Genomic DNA, 23,060 nt, shown 5'->3' with positions numbered 1-23,060 from the left:
TCGTGTCGGGGTTCGCGCCCCCTTGTCCTGGGGGCCCGGTCGCCCGTTGTGGGCAATCGTTCCGCAGGGCTGGGGGCACCTCCCAGCGGTAGCTGGGGGAAGGTGGGCACAACCCCACGACGGCGGGTGCCCCCGCGTCGTACCTCTGCCAGGCACAACGCGGGGGCCCCGTTCAGCTGCGCGCAGCCTCCTGCGGCTGCGGGACATGGGCCGCCACCAGGCGGCCCATGGAGGCCGGTGCGGCGGCGGCACGCCGCCGGTCCACCGCGTACGCGACCGCGGCCACGCCAAGGCCGAGCACAGAGAGCCCGGCCCCGGCCACCGCCGGCGAGGTGACCCCGAAGCCCGCGGCAAGGGCGACACCCCCGATCCACGCCCCACCCGCATTCGCAAGATTGAACGCGGCCTGGTTGGCCGCCGAGGCGAGCGACGGTGCCGCCGCGGCCTTCTCCATCACCGTCATCGTCAGTGGAGACCCGGCGACGAAGGCCGCGACACCGAGCAGCATCACGGCCAGCGCCGCGCTCCACTCGGTGCGCATGAGGACGGGGAAGAACGCGAGCACTGCCGTGAGCGCCGTGAGTCCGGCGAAGAGTGTGCGGCGCAGCGAGTGGTCGGCGAGCCGGCCGCCGAGCAGGTTGCCGATGGTGGAGCCCACGCCGAAGAGGGCGAGGAGCAGCGTCACGCTGGACTCGGAGTACCCGGCGACACGGGTGAGCATCGGCGTGATGTAGCTGTACGCGGCGAAGAGCGCACCGAAGCCCGCGACGGTCGTGCCGAGCGCGAGCCAGACGGGGAGCGAGCCGAGTGCGCCGAGTTCGTGGCGCAGCCCGGTCCTCGCGGCGTGGCCGCGGTCCGCGGGGACGAGCAGGGCGAGGGCCGCGACGGCCGCGATCCCGATCGCGCTGACAGCGAGGAACGTGGCGCGCCAGCCGAAGTGCTGGCCCATGAGCGTGGCAGCGGGCACGCCCGCGATGTTGGCGACGGTCAGGCCGAGGAACATCAGTGAGACCGAGCGGGCCTTGCGCTCGGGTGCGGCCAGACTCGCGGCGACGACGGCGCCGACGCCGAAGAACGCGCCGTGCGGCAGTCCGCTGGCGAAGCGCGCGGCGACCAGCCAGTGGTAGTCGGGGGCGGCGGCGGACAGCGCGTTGCCCGCGACGAAGAGCACCATCAGGCCGATGAGGACCTGCCGGCGGGGCAGCCGGGTGGTGACCGCGGCGAGCAGCGGGGCGCCGATGACGACGCCGAGCGCGTACGCGGAGACCAGGTGGCCGGCGGTGGGGATGGATATGTGCAGGTCGTCCGCGACGTTGGGCAGCAGGCCCATGATCACGAACTCGGTGGTGCCGATGCCGAAGGCGCCCACGGCGAGGGCGAGCAGGGCCAGGGGCATGAGGTATGCGGGACCTTTCACGGAGCGGGAGGGACTTTCGTATGTTCAAGTACGGAACAAAGTCTCTCAGGCTCAGTATTCCGCGGGGTGCTGTGCCCTCCCGGGGGGACCCCCGGACCCCCGAGGGGTTGCGTCAGACCTTGACCCGGGCGGCGATCGGCAGATGGTCGCTGCCCGTCGCCGGCAGGGACCACGACGACACCGGCTGCACGCCCTTCACCATGATCTGGTCGATCCGGGCCATCGGGAACGACGCCGGCCAGCTGAAGCCCATGCCGTTGCCTGCGGCGCCCTGCGTGGAGCGCATCTGGGAGGTGACCGCCCGCAGCGCGCGGTCGTTCATGGTGCCGTTGAGGTCGCCGAGCAGGACGATCCGCTTCAGCTTGTCGTCGGCGATGGCCTCGCCCAGCGCGTCCGCGCTCCGGTCACGCTGGCTGGCGGTGAACCCGGCGTCGGCCTTGACCCGTACGGAGGGCAGATGCGCGACGTAGACGCCGACCTTCCCCTCCGGCGTGGTGACCGTCGTCCGCAGAGCCCGCGTCCAGCCGAGCTTGATGTCGACGGGCTCGGTGTCGTTCAGCGGGTACTTGCTCCACAGCCCGACGGTGCCGCCGACGGCGTGGTACCTGTACGTCCCGGCCAGCGCCCTCTCGTAGACCGGCACCGCCGACGTGGTGAGCTCCTCGAGGGCCACGACGTCCGCACCGGAGGCGGCGACGTCGCGGGCGGTGCCGGACGGGTCGGCGTTCTCCGCGTTGACGTTGTGGGTGGCGACGGTCAGGTCGCCGCCGGTGCTCGCCTTGTCGGTGAGCAGACCGCCGAACAGGTTGAGCCAGACGATCCCCGGCACCAGCACGGCGATCAGCGCGGTGGCCGAGCGGCGGACCAGCGCCAGGACCACCAGCACCGGCACGAGCAGGCCGAGCCAGGGCAGGAACGTCTCCGTGAGGCTGCCGAGGTTGCCGAACGTGTTCGGGATCCGCGCGTGGAAGGGCATCACCAGCGCGAGGACGACCGCCACCGCGGCGAGGACGAGGCCGCGCCGCCAGATACCGCGGTCGCCCCGCCAGCGGTCCATCAGGCGCCGAAGCCGGGACCCCTGGCGCTCGGGTCCCGAGCCGCCGTTGCCCGTCTCCGTCATGTACGCCTGCGCCATACCTTCGCCTCACTGCCTGCCGTGCACACCGTTCCCCTGCCTCAAGACCCTAGGCGATGAACGGAGTCGTTCCCTGCCGCCACTGACGGCCGTACGGGCGCGATGACGAACAAGTCTGCTGTCCAGGTTCCGGATACTCGGCCCGTAACCGCTCTCTGTGACGAAACGCTCACATCAGCTCACGTTCCATCACATGGGTGCCCGGCTCACCTCAGGGGCGTAGTCCCTGCAGCACGCTGTCGACGATCTGCTCCGGCAGTTCCGGCTCCAGCTCGGCGTCGGGCCGCATCACGGACCGTACGAGCATCGGGCCCATGAACAGGTCGTTGACGAGCTCGAGGTCGGCGTCGGCGCGGAGCTCGCCGTTCTGCACGCCCCGGCGCAGCACCTCGAGGGTGAGCCGGCGCCGTGGCTCTATCACCGTGGCGTGGTACGCCGCCCAGACCTTCGGCTGGCTCTTCATCTGGGCGAACACGTTGTGCAGCAGTGCCGATGAGCGGTTCGCGAGGCCGCGGAGGCGCACCGACTCCAGGACGGCGATCAGGTCGTCGCGCATGGATGCGCCGGTCAGCTGGGGGTCTTCGGGCTCCACCGCGCGCAGGACGTCGCAGAAGAGTTCCTCCCGGCCGCTCCAGCGGCGGTAGATGGTGGCCTTGCCCACACCCGCGGTGCGTGCCACCCGTTCGATGGAAACCTCGGCGAGCGGCACGCCTTGCTCCACGAGTGCGACGACGCCCTCGATGATGGCGCGCTCCACCGCTTCGCTGCGGGGGCGGCCCCGTCGCTGCTCGTGCCGTTCCGCGAGGTCCACGTGTGCTCCGCCCTTTCGTCTTGCCTTCGTTCCCCCGATTCTCCCTGTACCCCGGCGCCGGATCCGGAAAGTCGGGTGCGCGGGCACTGGGTGTGCCTCCCATGCCCGTAAGGCAATGGGGGCACACCCGACCCGGCGTCAGTTCTCCGCGGCCACCAGCTCGTTCTCCTCGTCCTTCTGTGCGGCCGGGGCGCGCCCCGGCAGGAACAGGGCCGTGACCAGCGCGCCGATCAGTGCGATGCCCGCCCCGCACAGGGCCGTGACGTGCATGGCGTGCAGGAAGGCGTCGTTGGCCGGGCCGACCAGGGCCTTGCCCTGGGGGCCGAGCTTCGCGGCGACGCCGAGGGTGGCCTCGATGGACTCGCCCGCGGTGTGGCGGAGGCCGGCGGGGAGCAGGCTCAGCTTGTCCTCGATGCCGGTGCGGTACGCCGTCGACAGCACGGAGCCGAGGACGGCGATGCCGAGGGCGCCGCCGACCTGGCGGAAGGTGTTGCTGAGCGCGGAGGCGGAGCCGGCCTTCTCGCGCGGCAGGGCCTGCATGATGACGACGCTGGTCGGCGTCATGATGTGCGCCATGCCGGTGCCCATGAGGAAGAACATGACCTCGAGGAACCAGATCGGCGTGTCCGTCTCCAGCAGGGTGAACGCGGCGAGCATCGCGGCGAGGATCAGCAGGCCGGCCGTGGTCGTGGCCTTGTTGCCGAACCGGTCGACGACCAGCCGGGCGCGCGGCGCGAAGATCATCTGTGCGGCGGCCAGCGGGAGCATCAGCAGGCCGGTCTGCAGCGGCGAGTAGCCGCGCACGCTCTGGGTGTAGAAGACCGAGAAGAAGGTCACGCCCATCAGTGCGAAGAAGACCAGCGCGATGGCGGCGATCGCGGCCGAGAAGACCTTGTTCTTGAAGTACGTGACGTCGATGGACGGGTGGTCGCTGCGCTTCTCGAAGACGACGAAGGCGACGAGCACGGCGAGGCCGGCGCCGATGGTCGACAGCACCTTGGCGTCGGTGAAGTCGGCGAGCTGGCCGCCCTTGATGATGCCGTACACCAGCAGGACGAGCCCGATGACGGAGAGCACGACGCCGACGGGGTCGATGCGGCCGGGGTTCGGGTCGCGCGAGTCGGGCACCAGCCACAGCATCAGCCCGAGCGCGATGATCACGATCGGCACGTTGATCAGGAAGACCGAACCCCACCAGAAGTGGTCCAGGAGCACACCGCCGGTGATGGGGCCGATGGCGATGGCGAGACCGACGCCGCCCGCCCAGATGCCGATGGCCTTCGGCTGCTCGTCGCGCTCGAAGACGTTCATGAGGACGGCCAGGGTGGCGGGCATCACGAAGGCGGCGCCGAGGCCCATCACGGCACGGAAGGCGATGAGCTGCCCCGGCGACCCGGACTGGGCGGCGAGCGCCGAGGCGATACCGAAGACCGCCAGGCCTGAGAGCAGGACCTTCTTGCGGCCGAGCCGGTCGCCCAGCAGGCCGGCGGTGAACAGCAGGCCGGCGAAGACCAGCGTGTAGGCGTTGATGGCCCACTCGAGCTCGCCCTGCGTGGCGCCGAGGCCGGTGGGCGCCGGTGTGGAGATGGTCTTGATGGCGACGTTCAGGATCGAGTTGTCGAGCACCACGATCAACAGGCTCAGCATGAGTACGCCGAGGATCGCCCAGCGGCGCCGGTGGACGGCTTCCGGTATGCGGGGGCCCGGGACGGCAGGAGTGGTCATGGCGGAGAGCGTAGACGCAATTCGATACGAGACCGTCTCGTATTGGAAAGACTTTACGTAGATCTTACGGAACGCCGGGGGCCGCGCGGCTCCCGGCAGCGAGGGGACGGGACCGGCGGCGGGCGAGGGGCCCGGGTGCGGGGCTCCTGCGCCCGGAAGAGGGGGCCGTCTAGCCGTCGGCGGCACGTAGTGCCACCATGGACGTGGTCCGGGGACGCCGTAAGGGCGCCTCGAGATGACAGAAGGAGCCGTTGCAATGACGCAGCTTTCGGCTGCCCAGAAGCCCGGCCAGGACACTGGCCGCACATCCGACAGCAGCAAGGCGCTGTACGGGGGCAAGGGCACACGCCGTATCACCGTCCGCGACATCACCACCGCCAAGGAGCGCGGCGAGAAGTGGCCGATGCTCACCGCGTACGACGCGATGACCGCGTCCGTCTTCGACGAGGCCGGCATCCCGGTCCTGCTCGTCGGCGACTCGGCGGGCAACTGCCATCTGGGGTACGAGACCACCGTGCCCGTCACCCTCGACGAGATGACGATGCTCTCCGCCGCCGTCGTACGGGGCACGAGCCGCGCCCTGATCGTCGCCGACCTGCCCTTCGGGTCGTACCAGGAGGGCCCTGTGCAGGCCCTGCGCAGCGCGACCCGGCTGATCAAGGAGGCCGGCGTCGGCGCCGTGAAGCTGGAGGGCGGTGAGCGCTCGCACCGCCAGATCGAGCTGCTGGTCGAGTCCGGCATCCCTGTCATGGCGCACATCGGGCTCACCCCGCAGTCCGTCAACGCCATGGGGTACCGCGTCCAGGGCCGCGGCGAGGAGGCCGCCCAGCAGCTGCTGCGCGACGCCAAGGCCGTGCAGGACGCGGGCGCGTTCGCGGTCGTCCTCGAGCTGGTCCCGGCCGAGCTGGCCGCCGAGGTCACCCGGAGCCTGCACATTCCGACCGTCGGCATCGGTGCCGGGGCCGAGTGCGACGCGCAGGTGCTGGTGTGGACCGACATGCTCGGGCTGACCGGTGGGAAGGTGCCGCGGTTCGTGAAGCAGTACGCGGATCTGCGGGCCGTCATCGGTGATGCGGCGAGGGCGTATGCCGAGGATGTCGTCGGCGGGACGTTCCCCGCTGCGGAGCACTCCGTCCACTGAGCCTCCCCCGACTACCGCTGGGGGTGCCCCCAGCGGTACCAGGCAGCCCGTCGATCTTCCCCCGTCGGCGGGCTGCTCGCATTGTGCGCCTGAACCGGCGCCGCTCTCGCGGACCTGGTTGCTCGCCGTGGGGGTTCCTCAATTGATGGCTGCGGTGGTCGTCGGGGAAATCTCGGTGCTGTAGGCGGCCTGTCGGTGGTTTGTCGGTGGCGGCTGGCACCTTGGTCGGCATGACGCGAATCGACAAGCAACTCCAGCGAGCAGGGGCCGCCACGAGCGCGGTCACCGTACGGGGGCTGGTCAAGCACTACGGCGAGACCAAGGCGCTGGACGGCGTCGACCTGGACGTCCGCGAGGGCACCGTGATGGGTGTGCTCGGGCCGAACGGGGCCGGCAAGACCACCCTCGTGCGGATCCTGTCCACCCTCCTGACCCCCGACGCCGGGCAGGCGACCGTCGCCGGCTACGACGTCGTACAGCAGCCCCGGCAGCTGCGCCGGGTGATCGGACTCACCGGGCAGTACGCCTCCGTGGACGAGAAGCTCCCCGGCTGGGAGAACCTCTACATGATCGGGCGGCTGCTCGACCTGCCCCGCAAGGAGGCCCGGGCCCGCGCCGACGAGCTGCTGGAGCGGTTCTCGCTGACGGAGGCCGCGAAGCGGCCGGCGAGCACCTACTCCGGCGGTATGCGGCGCCGGCTCGATCTGGCCGCCTCGATGATCGGCCGGCCGGCCGTGCTCTTCCTGGACGAGCCGACGACGGGACTGGACCCCCGTACCCGCAACGAGGTGTGGGACGAGGTCAAGGCGATGGTCGGGGACGGCGTGACCGTCCTGCTCACCACCCAGTACATGGAGGAGGCGGAGCAGCTCGCCTCCGAACTGACCGTCGTCGACCGGGGCAAGGTCATCGCGAACGGCGGCATCGACGAGCTGAAGGCCAAGGTCGGCGGGCGGACGCTGCGAGTGCGGCCGGCCGATCCACTGGAGCTGCGGCCGCTCGCCCGCGACCTCGACGAACTGGGCATCACCGGCATGGCCGCCCCGACCGTGGACGCCGAGAGCGGCACCGTGCTCGTCCCGATCCTCAGCGACGAGCAGCTCACCGCCGTGACCGGAGCGGTCATCGCGCGCGGCATCACCATCGCCTCGATCATCACCGAACTGCCCAGCCTGGACGAGGTGTTCCTGTCACTCACCGGCCACCGCGCCAGTGCCCCGCAGGACACCGTGCCCGCCGACACCCGCGAGGAGGTCGCCGCATGAGCGCCGCCACCGCCACCGCCCCCGCCACCGTCAGTGCCGCCGACGCGCGCATCCCGCTGCGCGGCCATCTGCGCCACACCGGCGCCCTGATCCGCCGCAACCTGCTGTGGATCAAGCAGGACCCCGAGTCGATGTTCGACGCGCTGCTGATGCCGGTCGTCTTCACCCTGCTGTTCGTGTACGTCTTCGGCGGCTCGATCGGGCAGGCCCTGGGCGGCGGGCAGGACGGGTACGTCCAGTATGTGATCCCCGGCATGATCGCGATGATGAGCATGACCCTGTCCCAGGGCGTCGGCACCGGCTTCAGCCAGGACTTCAACTCCGGTGTCATGGACCGCTTCCGGTCGCTGCCGATCGGACGCGGCTCGGTATTGTTCGCGAAGATCTCGGTGGAGCTGACGCGGATGCTGTTCGCGACAGCCGTGCTGATGATCGTCGCCGTCCTGGTCGGGTTCGACATCCACCACTGGGGCGGTCTGTTCGCGGCCGTCGGCCTGTCCGCGGCGTTCGCCTCGTCGATCATGTGGGTGTTCCTCACCCTGGGCGTGATCCTGAAGAACGCGCAGTCCGTGCAGGCCATGGGCTTCCTGGTGCTGTTCCCGCTGCAGTTCGGCTCGTCGATCTTCGCGCCGACGAACTCGATGCCGGGCTGGCTGCAGGCCTTCACCGACTACAACCCGCTGTCCACGCTCGCGGACGCGGCGCGCGGTCTCATGGTGGGCGGCCCGGTCGCGCACGATCTGTGGGTGACCCTCGGCTGGTCGGCGGCGATCACAGCGATCATGGCGCCGGTCGCGATCCACAAGTTCCGTACCAAGAGCTGACGCGTCGGGCGCCGTGCGAACGTCACGCACCGGGCGAACGTCACAGCAGGGCGGCGGCCTCCGCGAGGGAGAGGCCGCCGCCCTCGGCGTACGCCTCGTCGTACGCTTCGTCGCCGAGCACCGCGCGAGCGGCCGACGCGGCCCGCTCGTACGTCTCGCGCTCCGCCGGGGCGGCGAAATGCCCCGGGGGCAGCAGGGCCTGGGAAGCGCCGAGGAGCCGTGCGGCGTCACGGGCGCGGGCGCCACCGTCCACTCCGGCGAGTGCGATCGCGGCGGTGGTCAGGTGTGTCGACGGCATGTGCGGAGTGATCACCATCGACAGCGGATCGCGTGCCCGCTCCATCGCCTGCCGGATCTTCGCCAGGCTGTCGTCGTAGTGACCGTCGACGGCGTCCAGCCAGGCCTCGACGCCGGTGATGAAGCCGTCGAAGACGACGAACGCCATGGCACCGCTGGCCTCGCGCAGCAGTCGCACCTGTTCGCGCGCCTCCTCGGTGCGACCGGTGCGGCCGAGCCACAGGGCGAGGAAGATCCGCGCCGCGGGCATGGCGTCGCTCACGGGGTTGCGGCTCGTGTCCACGACCTCGCGCAGCAACTGCTCGCCCCTCTCGGACCGGCCCGAGTCGACGAGGACCGAGCCGAGGCGGGCACGGAGCACCGCGGTCTGGTCCCGGGCACCGAGGCGCCGCGCGTGCGTGATCGCCGCCTCGTAGTCCTCGGCGGCGCCCTCGTAGTCGCCCCTGCGTTCGCGCGCCTCGCCGCGGGCGGAGAGCGCCTCCGCGACGCCCCAGGCGTCGCCGATGCGCGTGAAGATCTCCAACGCCTCGTCGGCGTCACGGCTCGCGTCGCCCGCCCAGTCAGCGCGGTTGGCGAGGATGTTGGCCCGCATCTGCAGGGTCATGCCCAGCTCCCATTCGGAGCCGAGCTCACGGCAGGTGCGGACCGTCTCGTCGACGAGGACGCGCACCCGCTCCATGTCTCCGGTCATCAGGACGGCGAAGAACCAGAGGTACCCGGGGATGCGGCAGGTCTGCGGCTGGCCGGGCCGGTACGTCTCGGCGATGGCCTGCAGCTTCGCCTGGGCCTCCGGCGTCTTCCATGACTCCAGTTCGGTGTCCATGAAGGCGAGATGGGCGAGATGGATGCCCCGCCGGGCTTCCTCGAGCACCTCGGGGCTCATGGGCGGCGGCGTGTCCGTGAACCGTTCGTACACGGAGGGGGCGGGCTGCGCCGGCAGGGTGAAGGGGTCCGGGCCGAGGGTCATGACCTCCCGGGTCCAGTTGCGGGCCTCGATACGCAGATCGCGCATCTGCCAGTACCAGAACAGGGAGTGGGCAAGGCACAGGGCCTCGTGCTCGTCGCGGGCGGCGACGGCGTGCCGCAGCGCGGTGCGCAGGTTCTCGTACTCGGTCTCCAGCCGCTCGATCGCGGCGCGCTGGCCGGGACCGCGCAGGAGCGGGTCGGTGGTCCGCGCGAACTCCCGGAAGTACGTGAGGTGGTGGCGGGCGACGGTCTCACGCTCACCCGCCTCGTCGAGCCGCTCGGTGGCGTACTCGCCGACCGTCTCGAGCAGCCGGTACCGCATCTCACCGCCCGCCGAAGGAGCGGCGACCACCAGGGACTTGTCGACGAGGGAGCCGATCGACTCCAGGGCGGCGGGCCCGCACACGGCCTCGGCGGCGGCGAGGTCGCAGCCGCCCGCGAAGACCGACAGGCGGCGCAGGACGGCGCGTTCCTCCTCGTCCAGCAGATCCCAGGACCAGTCGACGACCGCGCGCAGGGTCTGCTGGCGGGGCAGGACGGTGCGGCTTCCGGAGGTGAGCAGCCGGAACCGGTCGTCGAGACGGTCGGCGATCTGGCGCAGCGTCAGCATCCGGAGCCGGGCGGCGGCCAGCTCGATGGCGAGTGGAAGCCCGTCGAGGCGGCGGCAGATCTCGGCGGCGGCCGCCGCGGCGTCCTCGTCGCCGTCGATCCGGAAGCCGGGGCGGGCGGCGGCCCCCCGGTCGGCGAGCAGCCGCAGGGCGAACGGCAGTGGCAGCGGCTCGACGGGGCGCAGCAACTCCCCCGGTACGCCGAGGGGTTCGCGGCTGGTCGCCAGGACCTTCAGATCGGGGCAGCGTTCGAGCAGGTACTCCACGAGGTGGGCGGCGGCGTCGACGACGTGCTCGCAGTTGTCGAGGATGAGCAGCATGCGGCGCTTGGCGCAGTGTTCGGCGAGTCGCACGAGGGGGTCGTCGTGCCGTTCGGCCAGCACCCGCATCTCCTCGGCTCCCGCACCGCGCAGCACGGTCTCCCGCGCCCCGACGGCGGTGAGCACGGCCTCGGGTACGGCTCCCGGGTCGTCCACCGGCGCGAGTTCGGCCAGCCACACGCCGTCGAGCGCGCTGTCCCCGACGGTCTCCGCCGCCTCCTGCGACAAGCGGGTCTTGCCGGCGCCGCCGGGCCCGAGCAGGGTCACCAGCCTGGCCGATGCGAGGTCGGCCCGGATGGTGTCGATGTCGGTCTCCCGGCCGACGAAGGAGGTCAGGCGGGCACGGAGGTTGCCGGGGGGCGGAGGCGTGGTACGCCCCGGCAGGGCGAGCACCGTCCGGGCGGAGGGCGCAGGCGCAGCACGGTCCGACGACGCAGGCGCCGCACCATGTGACGGCTCAGGCGCCGTACCGTCGCCGGGCGCCGCCGGTCCGGTGTCCTCGGCGCCCAGCAGCAGCTCCGTGTGCAACGCCCGCAGTTCCGGTCCGGGGTCCGAGCCGAGTCGGTCCGCGAGCTGGTGGCGAACGGACTCGTACGCGGCGAGGGCCTCGGCGGTACGGCCCGCGGCACGCAGGGCGCGGAGGTGGAGGGCGTGGAGTGGCTCGTCCAGCGGGTGGCTGCCGCACAGGGCGGCGATCTCGGGGAGCACCTGCTCCGCCTGGCCGAGGGCGAGAGCCGCGGCGAGGCGGGCGCGGCGGGCGTCGAGACCGCGGGCCTCCCATCGGGCCGACTCGGCGGCCCGGTCCGGGAGGTCGGCGAGGACGGGACCGCGCCACAGGGCGAGCGCGTCGTCGAGCACGGCGGCGGCCTTCGCCGGATCGCCGTCGGCCAGCGCCCGCGCGCCCTCGCCGGCCAGTCGCTCGAACCGGTACAGATCGACGTCGTCGGCGGTCGCGCACAGCCGGTAGCCGCCGTCCACGGAGGCGACGGCGTCCGCGCCGAGCGCCCTGCGCAGCCGCCCGACCAGGGCCTGCAGGGCCCCCGTGGCATCGGCCGGCGGCTCGCCGCCCCACACCTCGTCGACCAGCACGGACGCGGGCACGGAACGCCCGGCCCGCAGTGCGAGGACTGCCAGCAGGGCACGCAGCCGCGCCCCGCCGACCGGAACGGGCGTGCCGTCGGTGCGGAGTGCCTGGGTGGTGCCGAGGACGCGGTAGCGCACGGGGTCCATTGTCTCCGGGGACGCCCCGGAGCCGCGTCCGGGTTTCGACACCCGCGGAAACCGGGCGGAGTACGCAGGAACCGGGGCCTGTCCACGGGACGTTCCCCCCACACCACCGGTACGGTCGAACCGACCGCCGCCCGCGCCTACCGCCCACCCTCGCCCCAGCTTCAGGAGACCCGCCCATGGCCACCGTCACGATGCGCCGCAGCGACCGGAGGATCAGCCCCGTCTTTCTGGGAATCGTGGCCGTCACGGCGGTCGCGGGCTGGGCCGCCTGGACCGGCTTCGCCGAGCAGCCCGGGTTCGCCGTCTTCCTCTTCGTGACGGCCGCCTGGATCGTCTCGCTCTGCCTGCACGAATACGCACACGCGCGTACGGCGCTGCACAGCGGCGACATCTCCATCGGAGCAAAGGGCTATCTCACCCTCAACCCACTCAAGTACACCCATGCGTTGCTGTCGATCGTGCTGCCCGTCCTGTTCGTGATGATGGGCGGCATCGGTCTGCCGGGCGGCGCGGTGTTCATCGAGCGCGGCCGTATCCGGGGCCGCTGGAGGCACAGCCTGATCTCGGCGGCCGGGCCGCTCACCAATGTGCTGTTCGCGGTCGTGTGCACGGCGCCGTTCTGGCTGCACGCGCTGGACGGCGTGCCGGCCACGTTCCGGTATGCGCTGGCGTTCCTGGCGCTGCTCCAGGTGACCGCGGCGATCCTGAACTTCCTGCCGGTTCCGGGCCTCGACGGGTACGGCGTCATCGAGCCCTGGCTGTCGCAGGGGATCCGCCGCCAGGTGGAGCCGTTCGCGCCGTTCGGGCTGCTGGCGGTGTTCGCGGTCCTGTGGATCCCGGAGGTGAACGCCGTGTTCTTCGACGCGGTGCACGCGCTGCTGAGCGGGCTCGGCATCGGCGAGTTCCAGAGCTACTGCGGCCAGTCGCTGTACCGCTTCTGGACGGGCGCGAGCTCCCTCTGCTCCGTCAGTTCGTGACGGACGTGTCCCGCCGCCGGCCCGCGATCTTCCCCCGGCGCGCGTAGTACCACGTCATGTTCGACGAGAGCCCGGCCAGCAGCACCCACACGATGCCCAGCCAGCTGCCCTGCACGAAGGAGACCACGGCCGCGGCGACGGACAGGAGGCAGACGACGAGGGCGTACAGAGCGAGGCGGGGCATGGGGGTCGGCTCCTGTCCGGGACTCAGAGGTGGTACGCCCTCCAGTGTCCCCCATACCCCGCACCGCGCCGAAAAGGGGCGGCCGGAACGGGAGAGGCTTCGGCCTAGACGTCCGTGACCCGCAGACCCGCGTGCGCCTTGTACCGGCGGTTCACCGAGATGAGGTTCGCCACCAGTGCCTCGACCTGGTGGGCGTTCCGCAGCCGCCCGGCGAAGACGCCGCGCATGCCGGGGATGCGCCCGGCGAGCGCCTGCACGACGTCCGTGTCGGCCCGGGACTCGCCCAGCACCATCACGTCGGTGTCGATCTCCTCGACCTCGGGGTCCTGGAGGAGGACGGCGGAGAGGTGGTGGAAGGCGGCCGTGACCCGCGAGTCCGGCAGCAGCGCGGCGGCCTGCTCGGCGGCGCTGCCCTCCTCCGGCTTCAGCGCGTACGCGCCCTTCTTGTCGAAGCCGAGCGGGTTGACGCAGTCGACGACGAGCTTGCCGGCGAGCTCCTCGCGCAGCGCCTCGAGGGTCGCGCCGTGCCCCTCCCACGGCACGGCGACGATGACGACGTCGCTGCGGCGCGCACACTCGGCGTTGTCCGCGCCCTCGACGCCGTGCCCGAGCTCGTCGGCCGCCGTCCGGGCCCGCTCCGCGGCCCGCGAGCCGATGATCACCTTCTGGCCGGCCTTGGCGAACCGGTAGGCGAGGCCCTTGCCCTGCGGTCCTGTGCCGCCGAGGACGCCGACGACGAGACCGGATACGTCGGGCAGGTCCCAGGGATCCTTGGCCGGGGCCTTGGCGGAAGCCGTCTTCGCGTCATCACTGGTAGTCATAGGGCGACGATACGTGCGGGTCCCGCCGCGGATCACCTTGCCGGGGGAGTGTGCTGGATCACGCAGTACGGCCGCCCCCGGCAGGCCCGGCCCGCGGCTACAGGTCCGCCACGGGCACGCGCCGGAACGTGATCGTCTCGTATGCGCTGAAGTCACCCGTCTCGTACAGGAGTCCGACCGTCGACGCGTCGACCCGTACGAGATCGGAGTACGCGGCAGGCAGCCCGTCGACCGTGTACGCGGTCCGCCAGGTGGTGCCGCCGTCCGTGCTGCTGCGGATCGTCATCAGGGCCCGGAAGCCGGGGTCGGCGGGACCGGAGAAGAGCAGCAGGTCCGGGTCGCGGAGCTGGAGCGCGCTCCCTTCGACGACGGGCCCGGTGAGGCCCGCCTGCGGACGGAACGGCCTGACGAGGGTCTCGCCGCCGTCGCCCGAGTGGGCGTCGGCGCGGGTGCCGGGCGAGGGAGAGTCGTTGCGGGTGTTGAAGTAGACGCGCCCGTCGGACAGTTCGGTGACGGTCGTCTCGTTGGCGTTGATGTAGCCGTCGGGTTTGCTGTCGACGTAGCCGATCCGCCAGGTTTCGCCCCGGTCGTCGCTGAGGATGCAGTGACCGCCGTTGTACTTGCCCTCACTGCCGTCGTCGCTGCCGGTGGGCGCGAGGGAGTGGTTGGCGGGGACGACGACGCGTCCTTTCGCCGTGCCGCCCGCCAGCTGGACCGCGTGCCCCGGCCCGGTGGCGTACCACCGCCAGGCCGCCTTCTTCGCCTGGCCGGTGATCTCCCGCGGGTCCGACCAGGTGAGCCCGTCGTCGTCGCTGTACTGGAGCCATACGCGGCGCCCGTCCGCGGCGCTCACCTTGCCGCGCCGGACGGCGTCCTCGGTCGCCGATGCGGCGTTCCGCACGTGCACCAGGAGGATCCGGCCTGTGTCGAGGACGACGGGCGCCGGGTTGCCGGCGAGGTCGTCGCCGTTCTGCGCGGCCACCTGGAGCGGGCCCCAGGTGCGGCCGCCGTCCGTGGACCGCTTCAGGACGATGTCGATGTTCCCGTGGTCCTCGCGGGACCCGACGCGCCCTTCGCAGAACGCGAGGACCGTGCCCTTCTTGGTGAGGACCACTGCCGGGATCCGAAAGCTCACATACCGCTCACGCCCGCCCCGGAACGGTACAGACACCTCGCCTGCCATGACGCCTCCCCCGTATCGGCGACCGCCCGGTCACCCGCACTGCACCCTCGTAGCCGACTGATCAGCCGCCCAGTCTCGCCGCCGGCTGCCCACCTTGAGCGAATTCGAGGTGAACTCGGCCTGACGACTGGCCGGTTGCGGCAGGATGCGGACGCATGGACGCCGTACGGGTCGCGCTGCTGCGCGAAGTGCTCGCCGGAACCGAGTGGCTCGGCACCACACGCCACTTCGCGGCCGCGCTGCGGTCCTCCGTCGTGCCGCACGGCGGCGGTCTGCTGCTGGTGGGCACGGACGGCTACGAGCCCTGGCACCTCGCCGCGCACCTCGTCGACGAGGCCGCGTGGTCGGGCACGCCCGCACTGTCCCCGACGCTCGTACGCCACCGGGTGCGCCCCGGCGACCCGGCACACCTCTCGGTCGGGCTCGGCAGGATCGAGGCGGCGAAGCGCGGCGAGACACTCCTCGTGGTGGCGCCGGACGCGCCGGGGGCGCCGCTGCTCGAGCGGGTGCACGACGCGCGCCGGGCCGGGGCCACGGTGTTCGCCCTGGACTCCGGCGACCGCGACCTCGAGGCCATGGCGCACGAATCCCTGTCCGTACCAGAGAACCCCGAGCTCGACCTGGACACCGTCCAGCACCTGGTCAGCGCGGCGGCGGGCGAGAACACACTGCCGCAGGCGCGGGGCCGCAGCCGCTTCCGCGACCGGCTGTCCCGGCTGGCGGACCAGCTGACGGCACCGCCGCCGTCACGGTGGTGAGGATTCAGCCCGTCCGGGGACACCTCCCGGGGCGGCTCAGTCGTCGTCCTCGCTCCGCGCGGTGGCGTCGTGCCACCGCGGGTCGTTCTCCCACTGGAGGTTGCGCTCGGCCGCGATCTCCAGGGCCCGCTGCGCCTCGGCCGGGGTGGCGTACGGCCCGAAGCGGTCCTTCCCCGGACACTCCGGCCCCTCCTCGACCTTCTTGTGCTCCAGGCAGTAGTACCACTCGCCCGGCTTCCCGACCGTCCGCTTCTTGAACAGGGCCATCGCACCGGCTCCTCGTCGCGTGAGTCCTCGTGAATCCTCGAGTACGTCGCCATGGTGCCCCACGGCCGCTGGATACACTCCTTGATATGTCTGGCCAGTCACTGCTCGTACCAGGGGAGCTTTCTCCCACCCGCTCCGTCCCGGGAAACATCAGGCGCCCGGAGTACGTGGGCAAGCCCGGCCCCACGCCGTACACCGGCCCCGAGGTGCAGAGCGCCGAGACGGTCGAGCTGATGCGGATCGCGGGCCGCATCGCCGCGCAGGCGATGGCGGAGGCCGCGAAGATCATCGAGCCCGGCGTGACCACGGACGAGCTGGACCGGGTCGCGCACGAGTACCTGTGCGACCACGGCGCCTACCCGTCCACGCTCGGCTACCGCGGCTTCCCGAAGTCGCTGTGCACCTCGGTCAACGAGGTCATCTGCCACGGCATCCCCGACTCCACGGTCCTGCGCGACGGCGACATCATCAACCTGGACGTGACGGCGTACATCGGCGGCGTGCACGGCGACAACAACGCGACGTACCTGGTCGGGGACGTGGACGAGGAGTCGCGGCTGCTCGTCGAGCGGACCCGCGAGTCGCTGAACCGCGCCATCAAGGCGGTCCGGCCAGGCCGCCAGATCAACATCATCGGCCGCGTCATCGAGTCGTACGCCAAGCGCTTCGGCTACGGCGTGGTGCGGGACTTCACCGGCCACGGGATCAACTCGTCGTTCCACTCCGGCCTGATCATCCCGCACTACGACAGCCCGCGTGCGACCACCGTGATGCAGCCCGGCATGACGTTCACGATCGAGCCGATGCTGACGCTCGGCACGCACGAGTACGACATGTGGGACGACGGCTGGACCGTCGTGACGAAGGACCGGCGGCGGACGGCGCAGTTCGAGCACACGCTGGTCGTCACGGACACGGGCGCGGACATCCTCACGTTGCCGTAGCCCGCTCCTGTGCACCTCGGTGCACCCCTGCGCAGAAGAAGACCCCGGCCGCACCGGCCGGGGTCTTCCGTTTGTGTCAGGGTTTTACCGACAGGATGTCGGGAACCCATTGATCGTCGCGTCCCGTCCCGTCTGCTCGGCCGTTCGGAGGTCCCACGATGGACACGCCGTTCTCGACGCTCATCCGCACCGCGTCCCACGATGCGCACACCGAGGCGGAGACCTCGACGTTCATGAGCGATCTGCTCGGCGGCCGGCTGGGGATAGCGGCGTTCACGCGCTACACCGAGCAGCTCTGGTTCCTCTACCGGGCACTGGAGGACGGCGCGCACGCCCTGCGGGACGACCCGGTCGCCGGGCCGTTCATCCGGCCCGAGCTGATGCGCGTCGCCGAGCTGGAGAGGGACCTGGCGCATCTGCGAGGACGCGGCTGGCGGCCCGGCCTGACGGCCCTGCCCGCGACCGCCGCGTACGCCGCGCGCATCGAGCAGTGCGCCCGCACATGGCCCGGCGGGTACGTCGCCCACCACTACACGCGCTACCTCGGCGACCTCTCCGGCGGCCAGATCATCCGCGACAGGGCGGAGAGGACCTGGGGCTTCGCGCGCAAGGGCGACGGTGTGCGGTTCTACGTCTTCGAGGGGATCGGCAATCCGGCGGCGTTCAAGCGGGGGTATCGGGAGCTGCTGGACGGGGTGCGGGTGGACGAGCTGGAGAAGCAGCGGATGGTGACGGAGTGCCGGCGGGCGTTCGCCCTGAACACGTCCGTGTTCAGGGCGCTGGGTGAGGAGTTCCCGCTGAGCGCGTAGGTCCGCTTTCAGCCCGTCCGGCGTTTGAGGACGAGGCCGTCAAGGCCGATACGGGGTCTGGGGCGGAGCCCCAGTTACGGGAAGGAGCGGGGTGGGGAAAGAAAACCCCGGCCTAGCCCCGCAGGAGCCGCACCCGGCCCCCCACCTCGATCAACCCCTCCGGCCCCGGCGCCGTAAGAATCTGGGACCCCTCCCCCTGGACGATGTTCAGCGCACGGCCCAGCTCATGCGTGAGCAGCAACGCCGCCGCCCCCGTCGCCTCGTCCTCGTCGATCCCGTCGCCCCGGCCGGGGAAGGCACGCGCCCGCACCCGCCCCGCGGCCTCGTCCTCCCACGCCCACGCGTAGATCCACTCCCCCGGCGGCGGCACCGCCAGCGCGTCCACCTCGGCCGCCGAGCCGTACCGCCGCAGCGTCCGCGGCGGCGCCCACTCGGCGCGGGCCTCGATCCAGGTGAACTCTCCGTCGAGCCGCGCACCCACCACCCCGGCGGGCGTGACCAGCTCCGGCACGTCGAGCAGCCAGGCCGTGCCGACACAGGGGTGCCCCGCGAAGGGCAGCCGCAGTGTCGGGGTGTAGATGTCGATGACCCCGCGCTCCGGGTCGTCGACGAACACCGTCTCGCTGTACCCGAGCTTCGCGGCGAAGGCCTGCCGGTCCTCCTGGGCGGGCATGGCGGACCCGTCGCGCACGACACCGAGTTCGTTGCCGTACCGGCCGCCCGGGCCGCAGAAGACGCGGAGCACGTCGTAGTCAGTCACCCCGGCATTGAAGCATCAGCCACCGACAGGCAGGCGCGGCCCGAGCCGGACAGCGAAGCAGCATTTGACTATTCCTTGACCTTTTCATTGATCCACCATGACGCCGCCGCAACTCGTCCGTTATCCACCGGTACGCGGACATGCCATTTGAGACGTGAATCACTGGACGACCCGGCTTGACTGAGGTAAGCCTCAGATAAGTTAGGGCTGCCTCACCTGAACCTGCGAGCCGTCAGTCCGTCGTTTTGGAGCCCGTATGCGAGCCGTCCGACTCTCTGTTGTCACCGCCGCCGCCACCGCGGCCGCTCTGACCGCTGTCACGGGCTGCACCGAGAAAAGCAGCGCGACGAGCGACGACCACGTCATCGCGGTGACCGCCACGGACAGCAAGTGCGAGGTCTCCAAGAAGGAGTTCCCGGCGGGCCACGTCGAGCTGGCCATCGAGAACAAGGGCTCGAAGGTCACCGAGGTCTACCTCCTCTTCCCGGACGACCGCATCGTCACCGAGCGCGAGAACATCGGCCCGGGCACCAAGCAGAAGGTCACCGCCGAGGTGAAGGCGGGCGACTACCGGATCGCCTGCAAGCCCGGCATGAAGGGCGACGGCATCCGCCAGAACGTGAAGGCCACCGGCAGCGGCACGACCACCAAGCGCGACCCGCGCCTCGACGCGGCCGTCGCCGCGTACCGCAAGTACGTGCAGGAGCAGGCCGACGAGACGCTCCCGAAGGTCAAGGTGTTCACCGCCGCGATCAAGGACGGCGACATCGAGGCCGCGAAGAAGGCGTACGCCGCGTCCCGGATCGGCTGGGAGCGCACCGAGCCGGTCGCCGAGTCCTTCGGCGACATCGACCCGAAGGTCGACGTCCGCGAGGACGGCCTGGAGGACGGCCAGGACCCGGCGAAGGACTGGACCGGCTGGCACCGCCTGGAGAAGGCCCTCTGGCAGGACAAGAAGATCGGCGACCGGGAGAAGGAGCTCGCCGACCAGCTCGTCAAGGACCTGACCGACTGGCAGGGGCGCGTCGGCAAGGCCGAGATCACCCCGACGTCGATGGCCAACGGCGCCAAGGAGCTCCTCGACGAGGTCGCCACCGGCAAGGTCACCGGCGAGGAGGAGCGCTACTCGCACACCGACCTGGTCGACTTCAAGGCGAACGTCGAGGGCGCCGAGAAGTCGTACGAGCTGCTCAAGCCGGTCGCGTCCGAGAACGAGGCGGCGCTGACGAAGGAACTCGACAAGCAGTTCGCGGCGATCGACGCGCTGCTCGACAAGTACCGCGCGGACAAGAACTCATACGACTTCACCTCGTACGACAAGGTCGGCGAGAGCGACCGCAAGGAGCTGTCGGACGCGGTGAACGCGCTTGCGGAGCCGCTGTCCAAGCTCGCGGCCGCGGTCGTCGTCAAGTAGCCGGCAGCAGGTCAGGTCCAGGGACGTCAGGCAGGGAACACCATGGCGGAAGAGCCCGTAGTGCAGGGTCAGCAGGAAGAGTCCGATCAGCCCGGACAGCCGGCGGCGGCCGACACCACCGTCCCCTCGCGGCGTTCGCTGCTCGGCTGGGGCGGTGCCGGGCTCGCGCTCGGTGCCGCCGTGGCGGGCGGCGCCGTCGCGGTGGCGCGGTCAGGGGACTCCACCGTGCCCGCGGCCGAGTCCGGTGCCGCCGTGGCGTTCCACGGTGCCCACCAGGCGGGCATCGCGACGCCGGTGCAGGACCGGCTGCACTTCGCGGCGTTCGACGTGAAGACGGACGACCGTGCCGAGTTCGTGCAGCTGCTCAAGGACTGGACGAAGGCCGCGGCCCGGATGACCGCCGGGCGGACGGTGGGCGAGGGTGCGTACGGCGGTCTTGCCGAGGCACCGCCGGACGACACCGGTGAGGCGCTGGGCCTCAAGCCCTCGCGCCTGACGCTCACGATCGGCTTCGGGCCGTCCCTGTTCGACAAGTTCGGGCTGCGGGACCAGCGGCCCGAGGCCCTGCTCGACCTGCCGAAGTTCCCCGGGGACAACCTCGACAAGGCGCGCAGCGACGGCGATCTGTGCATCCAGGCCTGTGCGGACGACCCGCAGGTCGCGGTGCACGCGATCCGCAACCTCGCCCGCATCGGCTTCGGTAAGGTCGCGATCCGCTGGTCGCAGCTGGGCTTCGGCAAGACGTCCTCGACGACTCCCGACGAGCAGACCCCGCGCAACCTGATGGGGTTCAAGGACGGCACCCGGAACATCGCGGGCACGGACACGGCCGGACTGGCCAAGCACGTATGGGTGTCCGAGTCCGACGGCCCGGCGTGGCTGACCGGCGGCTCGTATCTCGTCGCTCGCCGCATCCGCATGAACATCGAGACGTGGGACCGGACGTCGCTGCAGGAGCAGGAGGACGTCTTCGGCCGCGACAAGGGCGAGGGCGCCCCGGTCGGCAAGGCGAAGGAACACGACGAGCCGTTCCTGAAGGCGATGAAGCCGAGCGCGCACGTGCGGCTCGCACACCCCGACTCCAACAACGGGGCGAGGATCCTGCGCCGCGGCTACTCCTTCACGGACGGCACGGACGGCCTCGGCCGCCTGGAGGCCGGGCTGTTCTTCCTCGCGTACCAGCGCGACGTCCGCAAGGGCTTCATCCCGGTGCAGCAGAAGCTGGCGCGCGCCGACGCCCTCAACGAGTACATCCAGCACGTGGGTTCCGCGATCTTCGCGGTCCCGCCGGGCGTCCGCGACAAGGACGACTGGTGGGGCCGGGCCCTGTTCTCCGGGAAGGCGTGAGCATGTTCGCCAACTATCTGATCGGTCTGCGCGAGGGGCTCGAGGCGAGCCTCGTCGTCTGCATCCTCATCGCGTATCTCGTGAAGACGGAGCGGCGCGACGCGCTCCGTCCCGTCTGGATCGGCATCGGGATCGCGGTCGCCCTGGCGCTCGGCTTCGGCTGCGCGCTGGAGTTCGGCTCCCAGGAGCTGACGTTCACGGCGCAGGAGGGTCTCGGCGGTTCGCTGTCGATCATCGCCGTGGGCCTGGTGACGTGGATGGTCTTCTGGATGCGCCGCACCGCGCGCCATCTGAAGGCCGAGCTGCACGGCAAGCTGGACGCGGCGCTGCAGATGGGCACGGGCGCGCTGGTCGCGACGGCCTTCCTGGCGGTCGGCCGCGAGGGTCTGGAGACCTCGTTGTTCGTGTGGACGTCGGTCCGCGCCTCGAACGACGGCACGTACGGCCCGCTGACCGGCGTCCTGCTGGGGCTCGCCACGGCGGTCCTGCTCGGCTGGCTCTTCTACCGCGGTGCGGTCCGCATCAACCTGGCGAAGTTCTTCACCTGGACGGGCGGCATGCTGGTCGTCGTGGCCGCGGGCGTGCTCGCGTACGGCTTCCACGACCTGCAGGAGGCCGACATCCTGCCCGGCCTGACGAACAAGGCCTTCGACATCAGCGGCACCATCCCGCCGGACAGCTGGTACGGGACGCTGCTGAAGGGTGTGCTCAACTTCCAGCCGGACCCGACGGTGCTTCAGGTCACGGTGTGGGCGCTGTACTTGATCCCGACGCTCGCGCTCTTCCTCTCCCCGGTAGGGTTCGGCCCCGGGAAGGGCAAGGCGAAGGTGAAGGGACCCGATGAACAGGCTTCGCAGGCTGAGCCGCATCGCCACGGCAGCGGCGGCGACGGCGGCGCTGTCCGTGACGGCGAGCGGGTGCGTGACGGTGCACGGGGAACGGGAGATCATCCCGTCGGCGACGAAGGCTGAAGCCGCCCGCGCGCTGGAGGAGTTCACCTCCGCGTACAACAAGGCCGACAAGGCGTACGACCCGGCCCTCGACGAGGACCGGGTCACCGGCGCGCTCGGGGCCATCAACCAGGCCGGGCTGAAGGCGAAGCGCGCGAGTGAGCCGGACGGAAACCCGAACCACTCGCCGCTGAAGCTGACGGACGCGAAGTTCACCATTCCCGAGCAGGCGGGGTGGCCGAAGTTCTTCCTGGCCGACGCGGACAGCAACCGCGACCAGGACGACGACCCGCAGCGGGACAACCGCTGGCTGCTGGTCTTCCTGCGGAGCGGGGTGAACGACGTGTGGAAGGCCGGGTTCCTGTCGGTCGTCTCCCCCGACGAGATTCCCGAGTTCACCACGGGCAAGGACGGCTGGGCCCAGCCGGTCCGGGCGAATTCCACGTCGCTCGCCGTCGCACCGAAGAATCTGAGCAAGGAATACGCCACGTACCTCCAGGACGGCGGCGACCTCTTCGCCCCCGGCACCCACACGTCCGCGTGGCGCACGTCGCGCAAGAAGAGCGCCAGCCGGCCCGGGCTGTCCATCCAGTACATCGACGAGCCGCTGACGTCCGGCCCGTACGCCCCGGTCGGCCTGCGTACGAAGGACGGCGGCGCGCTCGTCTTCTTCGCGACGCACCACTACGAGAAGCAGACCGCGGCGACGGGCCTCAACCTCCAGGTCAGCGCGGAGGTCAAGGCCCTGATGACGGGAGAGGCCAAGCAGTCGATCACCCTGGAGCGCGTCTCCAACCAGGCGGTCCTGGACCCGGCGAAGGGCTCCGCCGAGCCTCGGGTGGAGTTCCTGAACCGGATCCAGGGGCTCACCGGGGCGAAGGGCGAGTAGCTCGGGGGCTGTTCGCCC

The 23,060-nt window shown here is 71.1% G+C and carries 21 protein-coding genes; 11 read left to right on the top strand and 10 right to left on the bottom strand.

Annotated elements, in window-relative coordinates; all coding sequences use genetic code 11:
• Positions 1–172: 172 nt before the first annotated feature.
• The 4 genes from ACWD4J_RS01005 to ACWD4J_RS00990 all read right to left on the bottom strand — a co-directional run bounded on the left by ACWD4J_RS01005 (position 173) and on the right by ACWD4J_RS00990 (position 5,088).
• Positions 173–1,396: an MFS transporter gene (locus ACWD4J_RS01005; RefSeq protein WP_451393127.1), complete on the bottom strand. Its 1,224-nt coding sequence runs from the start codon at positions 1,394–1,396 to the stop codon at positions 173–175.
• A 133-nt stretch (positions 1,397–1,529) separates the two neighbouring features.
• Positions 1,530–2,474 (bottom strand): endonuclease/exonuclease/phosphatase family protein, encoded by a 945-nt coding sequence (locus ACWD4J_RS01000; RefSeq protein ID WP_451393590.1) that lies wholly within the window; start codon positions 2,472–2,474, stop codon positions 1,530–1,532.
• A gap of 289 nt (positions 2,475–2,763) precedes the next feature.
• A complete protein-coding gene (locus ACWD4J_RS00995; protein WP_451393126.1) occupies positions 2,764–3,363 on the bottom strand; it encodes a TetR/AcrR family transcriptional regulator in 600 nt (199 codons plus the stop codon).
• A 138-nt stretch (positions 3,364–3,501) separates the two neighbouring features.
• Positions 3,502–5,088, bottom strand: coding sequence for a DHA2 family efflux MFS transporter permease subunit (locus ACWD4J_RS00990; RefSeq protein WP_451393125.1), 1,587 nt, complete (start codon positions 5,086–5,088; stop codon positions 3,502–3,504).
• A gap of 256 nt (positions 5,089–5,344) precedes the next feature.
• On the opposite strand from ACWD4J_RS00990, the gene panB reads away from it, so the two are divergent.
• The 3 genes from panB to ACWD4J_RS00975 all read left to right on the top strand — a co-directional run bounded on the left by panB (position 5,345) and on the right by ACWD4J_RS00975 (position 8,318).
• Positions 5,345–6,229 (top strand): 3-methyl-2-oxobutanoate hydroxymethyltransferase, encoded by an 885-nt coding sequence (gene panB, locus ACWD4J_RS00985; RefSeq protein WP_451393124.1) that lies wholly within the window; start codon positions 5,345–5,347, stop codon positions 6,227–6,229.
• A gap of 230 nt (positions 6,230–6,459) precedes the next feature.
• Positions 6,460–7,494 carry an ATP-binding cassette domain-containing protein gene (locus ACWD4J_RS00980; RefSeq protein WP_451393123.1) on the top strand — a complete coding sequence of 345 codons (1,035 nt, stop codon included), beginning with the start codon at positions 6,460–6,462 and terminating at the stop codon, positions 7,492–7,494.
• Complete coding sequence (locus ACWD4J_RS00975; RefSeq protein WP_451393122.1) at positions 7,491–8,318, top strand: ABC transporter permease; 828 nt, start codon at positions 7,491–7,493, stop codon at positions 8,316–8,318. Before ACWD4J_RS00980 ends, ACWD4J_RS00975 begins: the two co-directional genes overlap by 4 nt.
• Positions 8,319–8,358: 40 nt before the next feature.
• On the opposite strand, the gene ACWD4J_RS00970 is transcribed toward ACWD4J_RS00975, so the two are convergent.
• Positions 8,359–11,739: an AfsR/SARP family transcriptional regulator gene (locus ACWD4J_RS00970; protein ID WP_451393121.1), complete on the bottom strand. Its 3,381-nt coding sequence runs from the start codon at positions 11,737–11,739 to the stop codon at positions 8,359–8,361.
• Between the two features lie 176 nt (positions 11,740–11,915).
• Here ACWD4J_RS00970 and ACWD4J_RS00965 point away from each other — a divergent pair, with 176 nt between their 5' ends.
• Entirely contained in the window at positions 11,916–12,716 is an 801-nt protein-coding gene (locus tag ACWD4J_RS00965) for a site-2 protease family protein (RefSeq protein WP_451393120.1), read from the top strand.
• On the opposite strand, the gene ACWD4J_RS00960 is transcribed toward ACWD4J_RS00965, so the two are convergent.
• The 3 genes from ACWD4J_RS00960 to ACWD4J_RS00950 form a co-directional block, all read right to left on the bottom strand.
• A complete protein-coding gene (locus ACWD4J_RS00960) occupies positions 12,706–12,900 on the bottom strand; it encodes a hypothetical protein (RefSeq protein ID WP_451393119.1) in 195 nt (64 codons plus the stop codon). The two genes, ACWD4J_RS00965 and ACWD4J_RS00960, sit on opposite strands and share 11 nt — an antisense overlap.
• A gap of 104 nt (positions 12,901–13,004) precedes the next feature.
• Positions 13,005–13,721: an NADPH-dependent F420 reductase gene (gene npdG / locus ACWD4J_RS00955; RefSeq protein ID WP_451393118.1), complete on the bottom strand. Its 717-nt coding sequence runs from the start codon at positions 13,719–13,721 to the stop codon at positions 13,005–13,007.
• Positions 13,722–13,818: 97 nt separating this feature from the next.
• A complete protein-coding gene (locus ACWD4J_RS00950) occupies positions 13,819–14,904 on the bottom strand; it encodes a sialidase family protein (RefSeq protein ID WP_451393117.1) in 1,086 nt (361 codons plus the stop codon).
• 155 nt (positions 14,905–15,059) lie between these two features.
• On the opposite strand from ACWD4J_RS00950, the gene ACWD4J_RS00945 reads away from it, so the two are divergent.
• Positions 15,060–15,662 carry a hypothetical protein gene (locus tag ACWD4J_RS00945; RefSeq protein WP_451393116.1) on the top strand — a complete coding sequence of 201 codons (603 nt, stop codon included), beginning with the start codon at positions 15,060–15,062 and terminating at the stop codon, positions 15,660–15,662.
• 36 nt (positions 15,663–15,698) lie between these two features.
• On the opposite strand, the gene ACWD4J_RS00940 is transcribed toward ACWD4J_RS00945, so the two are convergent.
• Positions 15,699–15,929: a hypothetical protein gene (locus ACWD4J_RS00940; protein ID WP_451393115.1), complete on the bottom strand. Its 231-nt coding sequence runs from the start codon at positions 15,927–15,929 to the stop codon at positions 15,699–15,701.
• An 86-nt stretch (positions 15,930–16,015) separates the two neighbouring features.
• On the opposite strand from ACWD4J_RS00940, the gene map reads away from it, so the two are divergent.
• Together map and ACWD4J_RS00930 are read left to right on the top strand one after the other, a co-directional pair.
• Entirely contained in the window at positions 16,016–16,873 is an 858-nt protein-coding gene (gene map, locus ACWD4J_RS00935; protein WP_451393114.1) for a type I methionyl aminopeptidase, read from the top strand.
• A 158-nt stretch (positions 16,874–17,031) separates the two neighbouring features.
• Positions 17,032–17,682, top strand: coding sequence for a biliverdin-producing heme oxygenase (locus tag ACWD4J_RS00930; RefSeq protein WP_451393113.1), 651 nt, complete (start codon positions 17,032–17,034; stop codon positions 17,680–17,682).
• Between the two features lie 112 nt (positions 17,683–17,794).
• On the opposite strand, the gene ACWD4J_RS00925 is transcribed toward ACWD4J_RS00930, so the two are convergent.
• Entirely contained in the window at positions 17,795–18,442 is a 648-nt protein-coding gene (locus ACWD4J_RS00925) for a PhzF family phenazine biosynthesis protein (protein ID WP_451393112.1), read from the bottom strand.
• Positions 18,443–18,698: 256 nt separating this feature from the next.
• Here ACWD4J_RS00925 and efeO point away from each other — a divergent pair, with 256 nt between their 5' ends.
• The 4 genes from efeO to ACWD4J_RS00905 are packed head-to-tail and all read left to right on the top strand — an operon-like array spanning position 18,699 to position 23,042.
• Positions 18,699–19,856: an iron uptake system protein EfeO gene (gene efeO / locus ACWD4J_RS00920; RefSeq protein ID WP_451393111.1), complete on the top strand. Its 1,158-nt coding sequence runs from the start codon at positions 18,699–18,701 to the stop codon at positions 19,854–19,856.
• A gap of 42 nt (positions 19,857–19,898) precedes the next feature.
• Entirely contained in the window at positions 19,899–21,203 is a 1,305-nt protein-coding gene (gene efeB / locus ACWD4J_RS00915; protein WP_451393110.1) for an iron uptake transporter deferrochelatase/peroxidase subunit, read from the top strand.
• A 2-nt stretch (positions 21,204–21,205) separates the two neighbouring features.
• A complete protein-coding gene (gene efeU, locus ACWD4J_RS00910; protein ID WP_451393109.1) occupies positions 21,206–22,174 on the top strand; it encodes an iron uptake transporter permease EfeU in 969 nt (322 codons plus the stop codon).
• Complete coding sequence (locus ACWD4J_RS00905) at positions 22,125–23,042, top strand: hypothetical protein (RefSeq protein WP_451393108.1); 918 nt, start codon at positions 22,125–22,127, stop codon at positions 23,040–23,042. Before efeU ends, ACWD4J_RS00905 begins: the two co-directional genes overlap by 50 nt.
• Positions 23,043–23,060 lie beyond the last annotated feature (18 nt).

Source organism: Streptomyces sp. NPDC002577, from assembly GCF_053594815.1.
This window is presented reverse-complemented; position numbering and strand designations above follow the sequence as displayed.

What these genes read in the sequence shown, in the direction of transcription:
- ACWD4J_RS01005 (WP_451393127.1), bottom strand. Translation starts at nt 1,396, where the DNA reads ATGCCCCTGGCCCTGCTCGCCCTCGCCGTGGGCGCCTTCGGCATCGGC.
- ACWD4J_RS01000 (WP_451393590.1), bottom strand. Translation starts at nt 2,474, where the DNA reads ATGGACCGCTGGCGGGGCGACCGCGGTATCTGGCGGCGCGGCCTCGTC.
- ACWD4J_RS00990 (WP_451393125.1), bottom strand. Translation starts at nt 5,088, where the DNA reads ATGACCACTCCTGCCGTCCCGGGCCCCCGCATACCGGAAGCCGTCCAC.
- panB (WP_451393124.1), top strand. Translation starts at nt 5,345, where the DNA reads ATGACGCAGCTTTCGGCTGCCCAGAAGCCCGGCCAGGACACTGGCCGC.
- ACWD4J_RS00980 (WP_451393123.1), top strand. Translation starts at nt 6,460, where the DNA reads ATGACGCGAATCGACAAGCAACTCCAGCGAGCAGGGGCCGCCACGAGC.
- ACWD4J_RS00975 (WP_451393122.1), top strand. Translation starts at nt 7,491, where the DNA reads ATGAGCGCCGCCACCGCCACCGCCCCCGCCACCGTCAGTGCCGCCGAC.
- ACWD4J_RS00970 (WP_451393121.1), bottom strand. Translation starts at nt 11,739, where the DNA reads ATGGACCCCGTGCGCTACCGCGTCCTCGGCACCACCCAGGCACTCCGC.
- ACWD4J_RS00965 (WP_451393120.1), top strand. Translation starts at nt 11,916, where the DNA reads ATGGCCACCGTCACGATGCGCCGCAGCGACCGGAGGATCAGCCCCGTC.
- ACWD4J_RS00960 (WP_451393119.1), bottom strand. Translation starts at nt 12,900, where the DNA reads ATGCCCCGCCTCGCTCTGTACGCCCTCGTCGTCTGCCTCCTGTCCGTC.
- npdG (WP_451393118.1), bottom strand. Translation starts at nt 13,721, where the DNA reads ATGACTACCAGTGATGACGCGAAGACGGCTTCCGCCAAGGCCCCGGCC.
- ACWD4J_RS00950 (WP_451393117.1), bottom strand. Translation starts at nt 14,904, where the DNA reads ATGGCAGGCGAGGTGTCTGTACCGTTCCGGGGCGGGCGTGAGCGGTAT.
- ACWD4J_RS00945 (WP_451393116.1), top strand. Translation starts at nt 15,060, where the DNA reads ATGGACGCCGTACGGGTCGCGCTGCTGCGCGAAGTGCTCGCCGGAACC.
- ACWD4J_RS00940 (WP_451393115.1), bottom strand. Translation starts at nt 15,929, where the DNA reads ATGGCCCTGTTCAAGAAGCGGACGGTCGGGAAGCCGGGCGAGTGGTAC.
- map (WP_451393114.1), top strand. Translation starts at nt 16,016, where the DNA reads ATGTCTGGCCAGTCACTGCTCGTACCAGGGGAGCTTTCTCCCACCCGC.
- ACWD4J_RS00930 (WP_451393113.1), top strand. Translation starts at nt 17,032, where the DNA reads ATGGACACGCCGTTCTCGACGCTCATCCGCACCGCGTCCCACGATGCG.
- efeO (WP_451393111.1), top strand. Translation starts at nt 18,699, where the DNA reads ATGCGAGCCGTCCGACTCTCTGTTGTCACCGCCGCCGCCACCGCGGCC.
- efeB (WP_451393110.1), top strand. Translation starts at nt 19,899, where the DNA reads ATGGCGGAAGAGCCCGTAGTGCAGGGTCAGCAGGAAGAGTCCGATCAG.
- efeU (WP_451393109.1), top strand. Translation starts at nt 21,206, where the DNA reads ATGTTCGCCAACTATCTGATCGGTCTGCGCGAGGGGCTCGAGGCGAGC.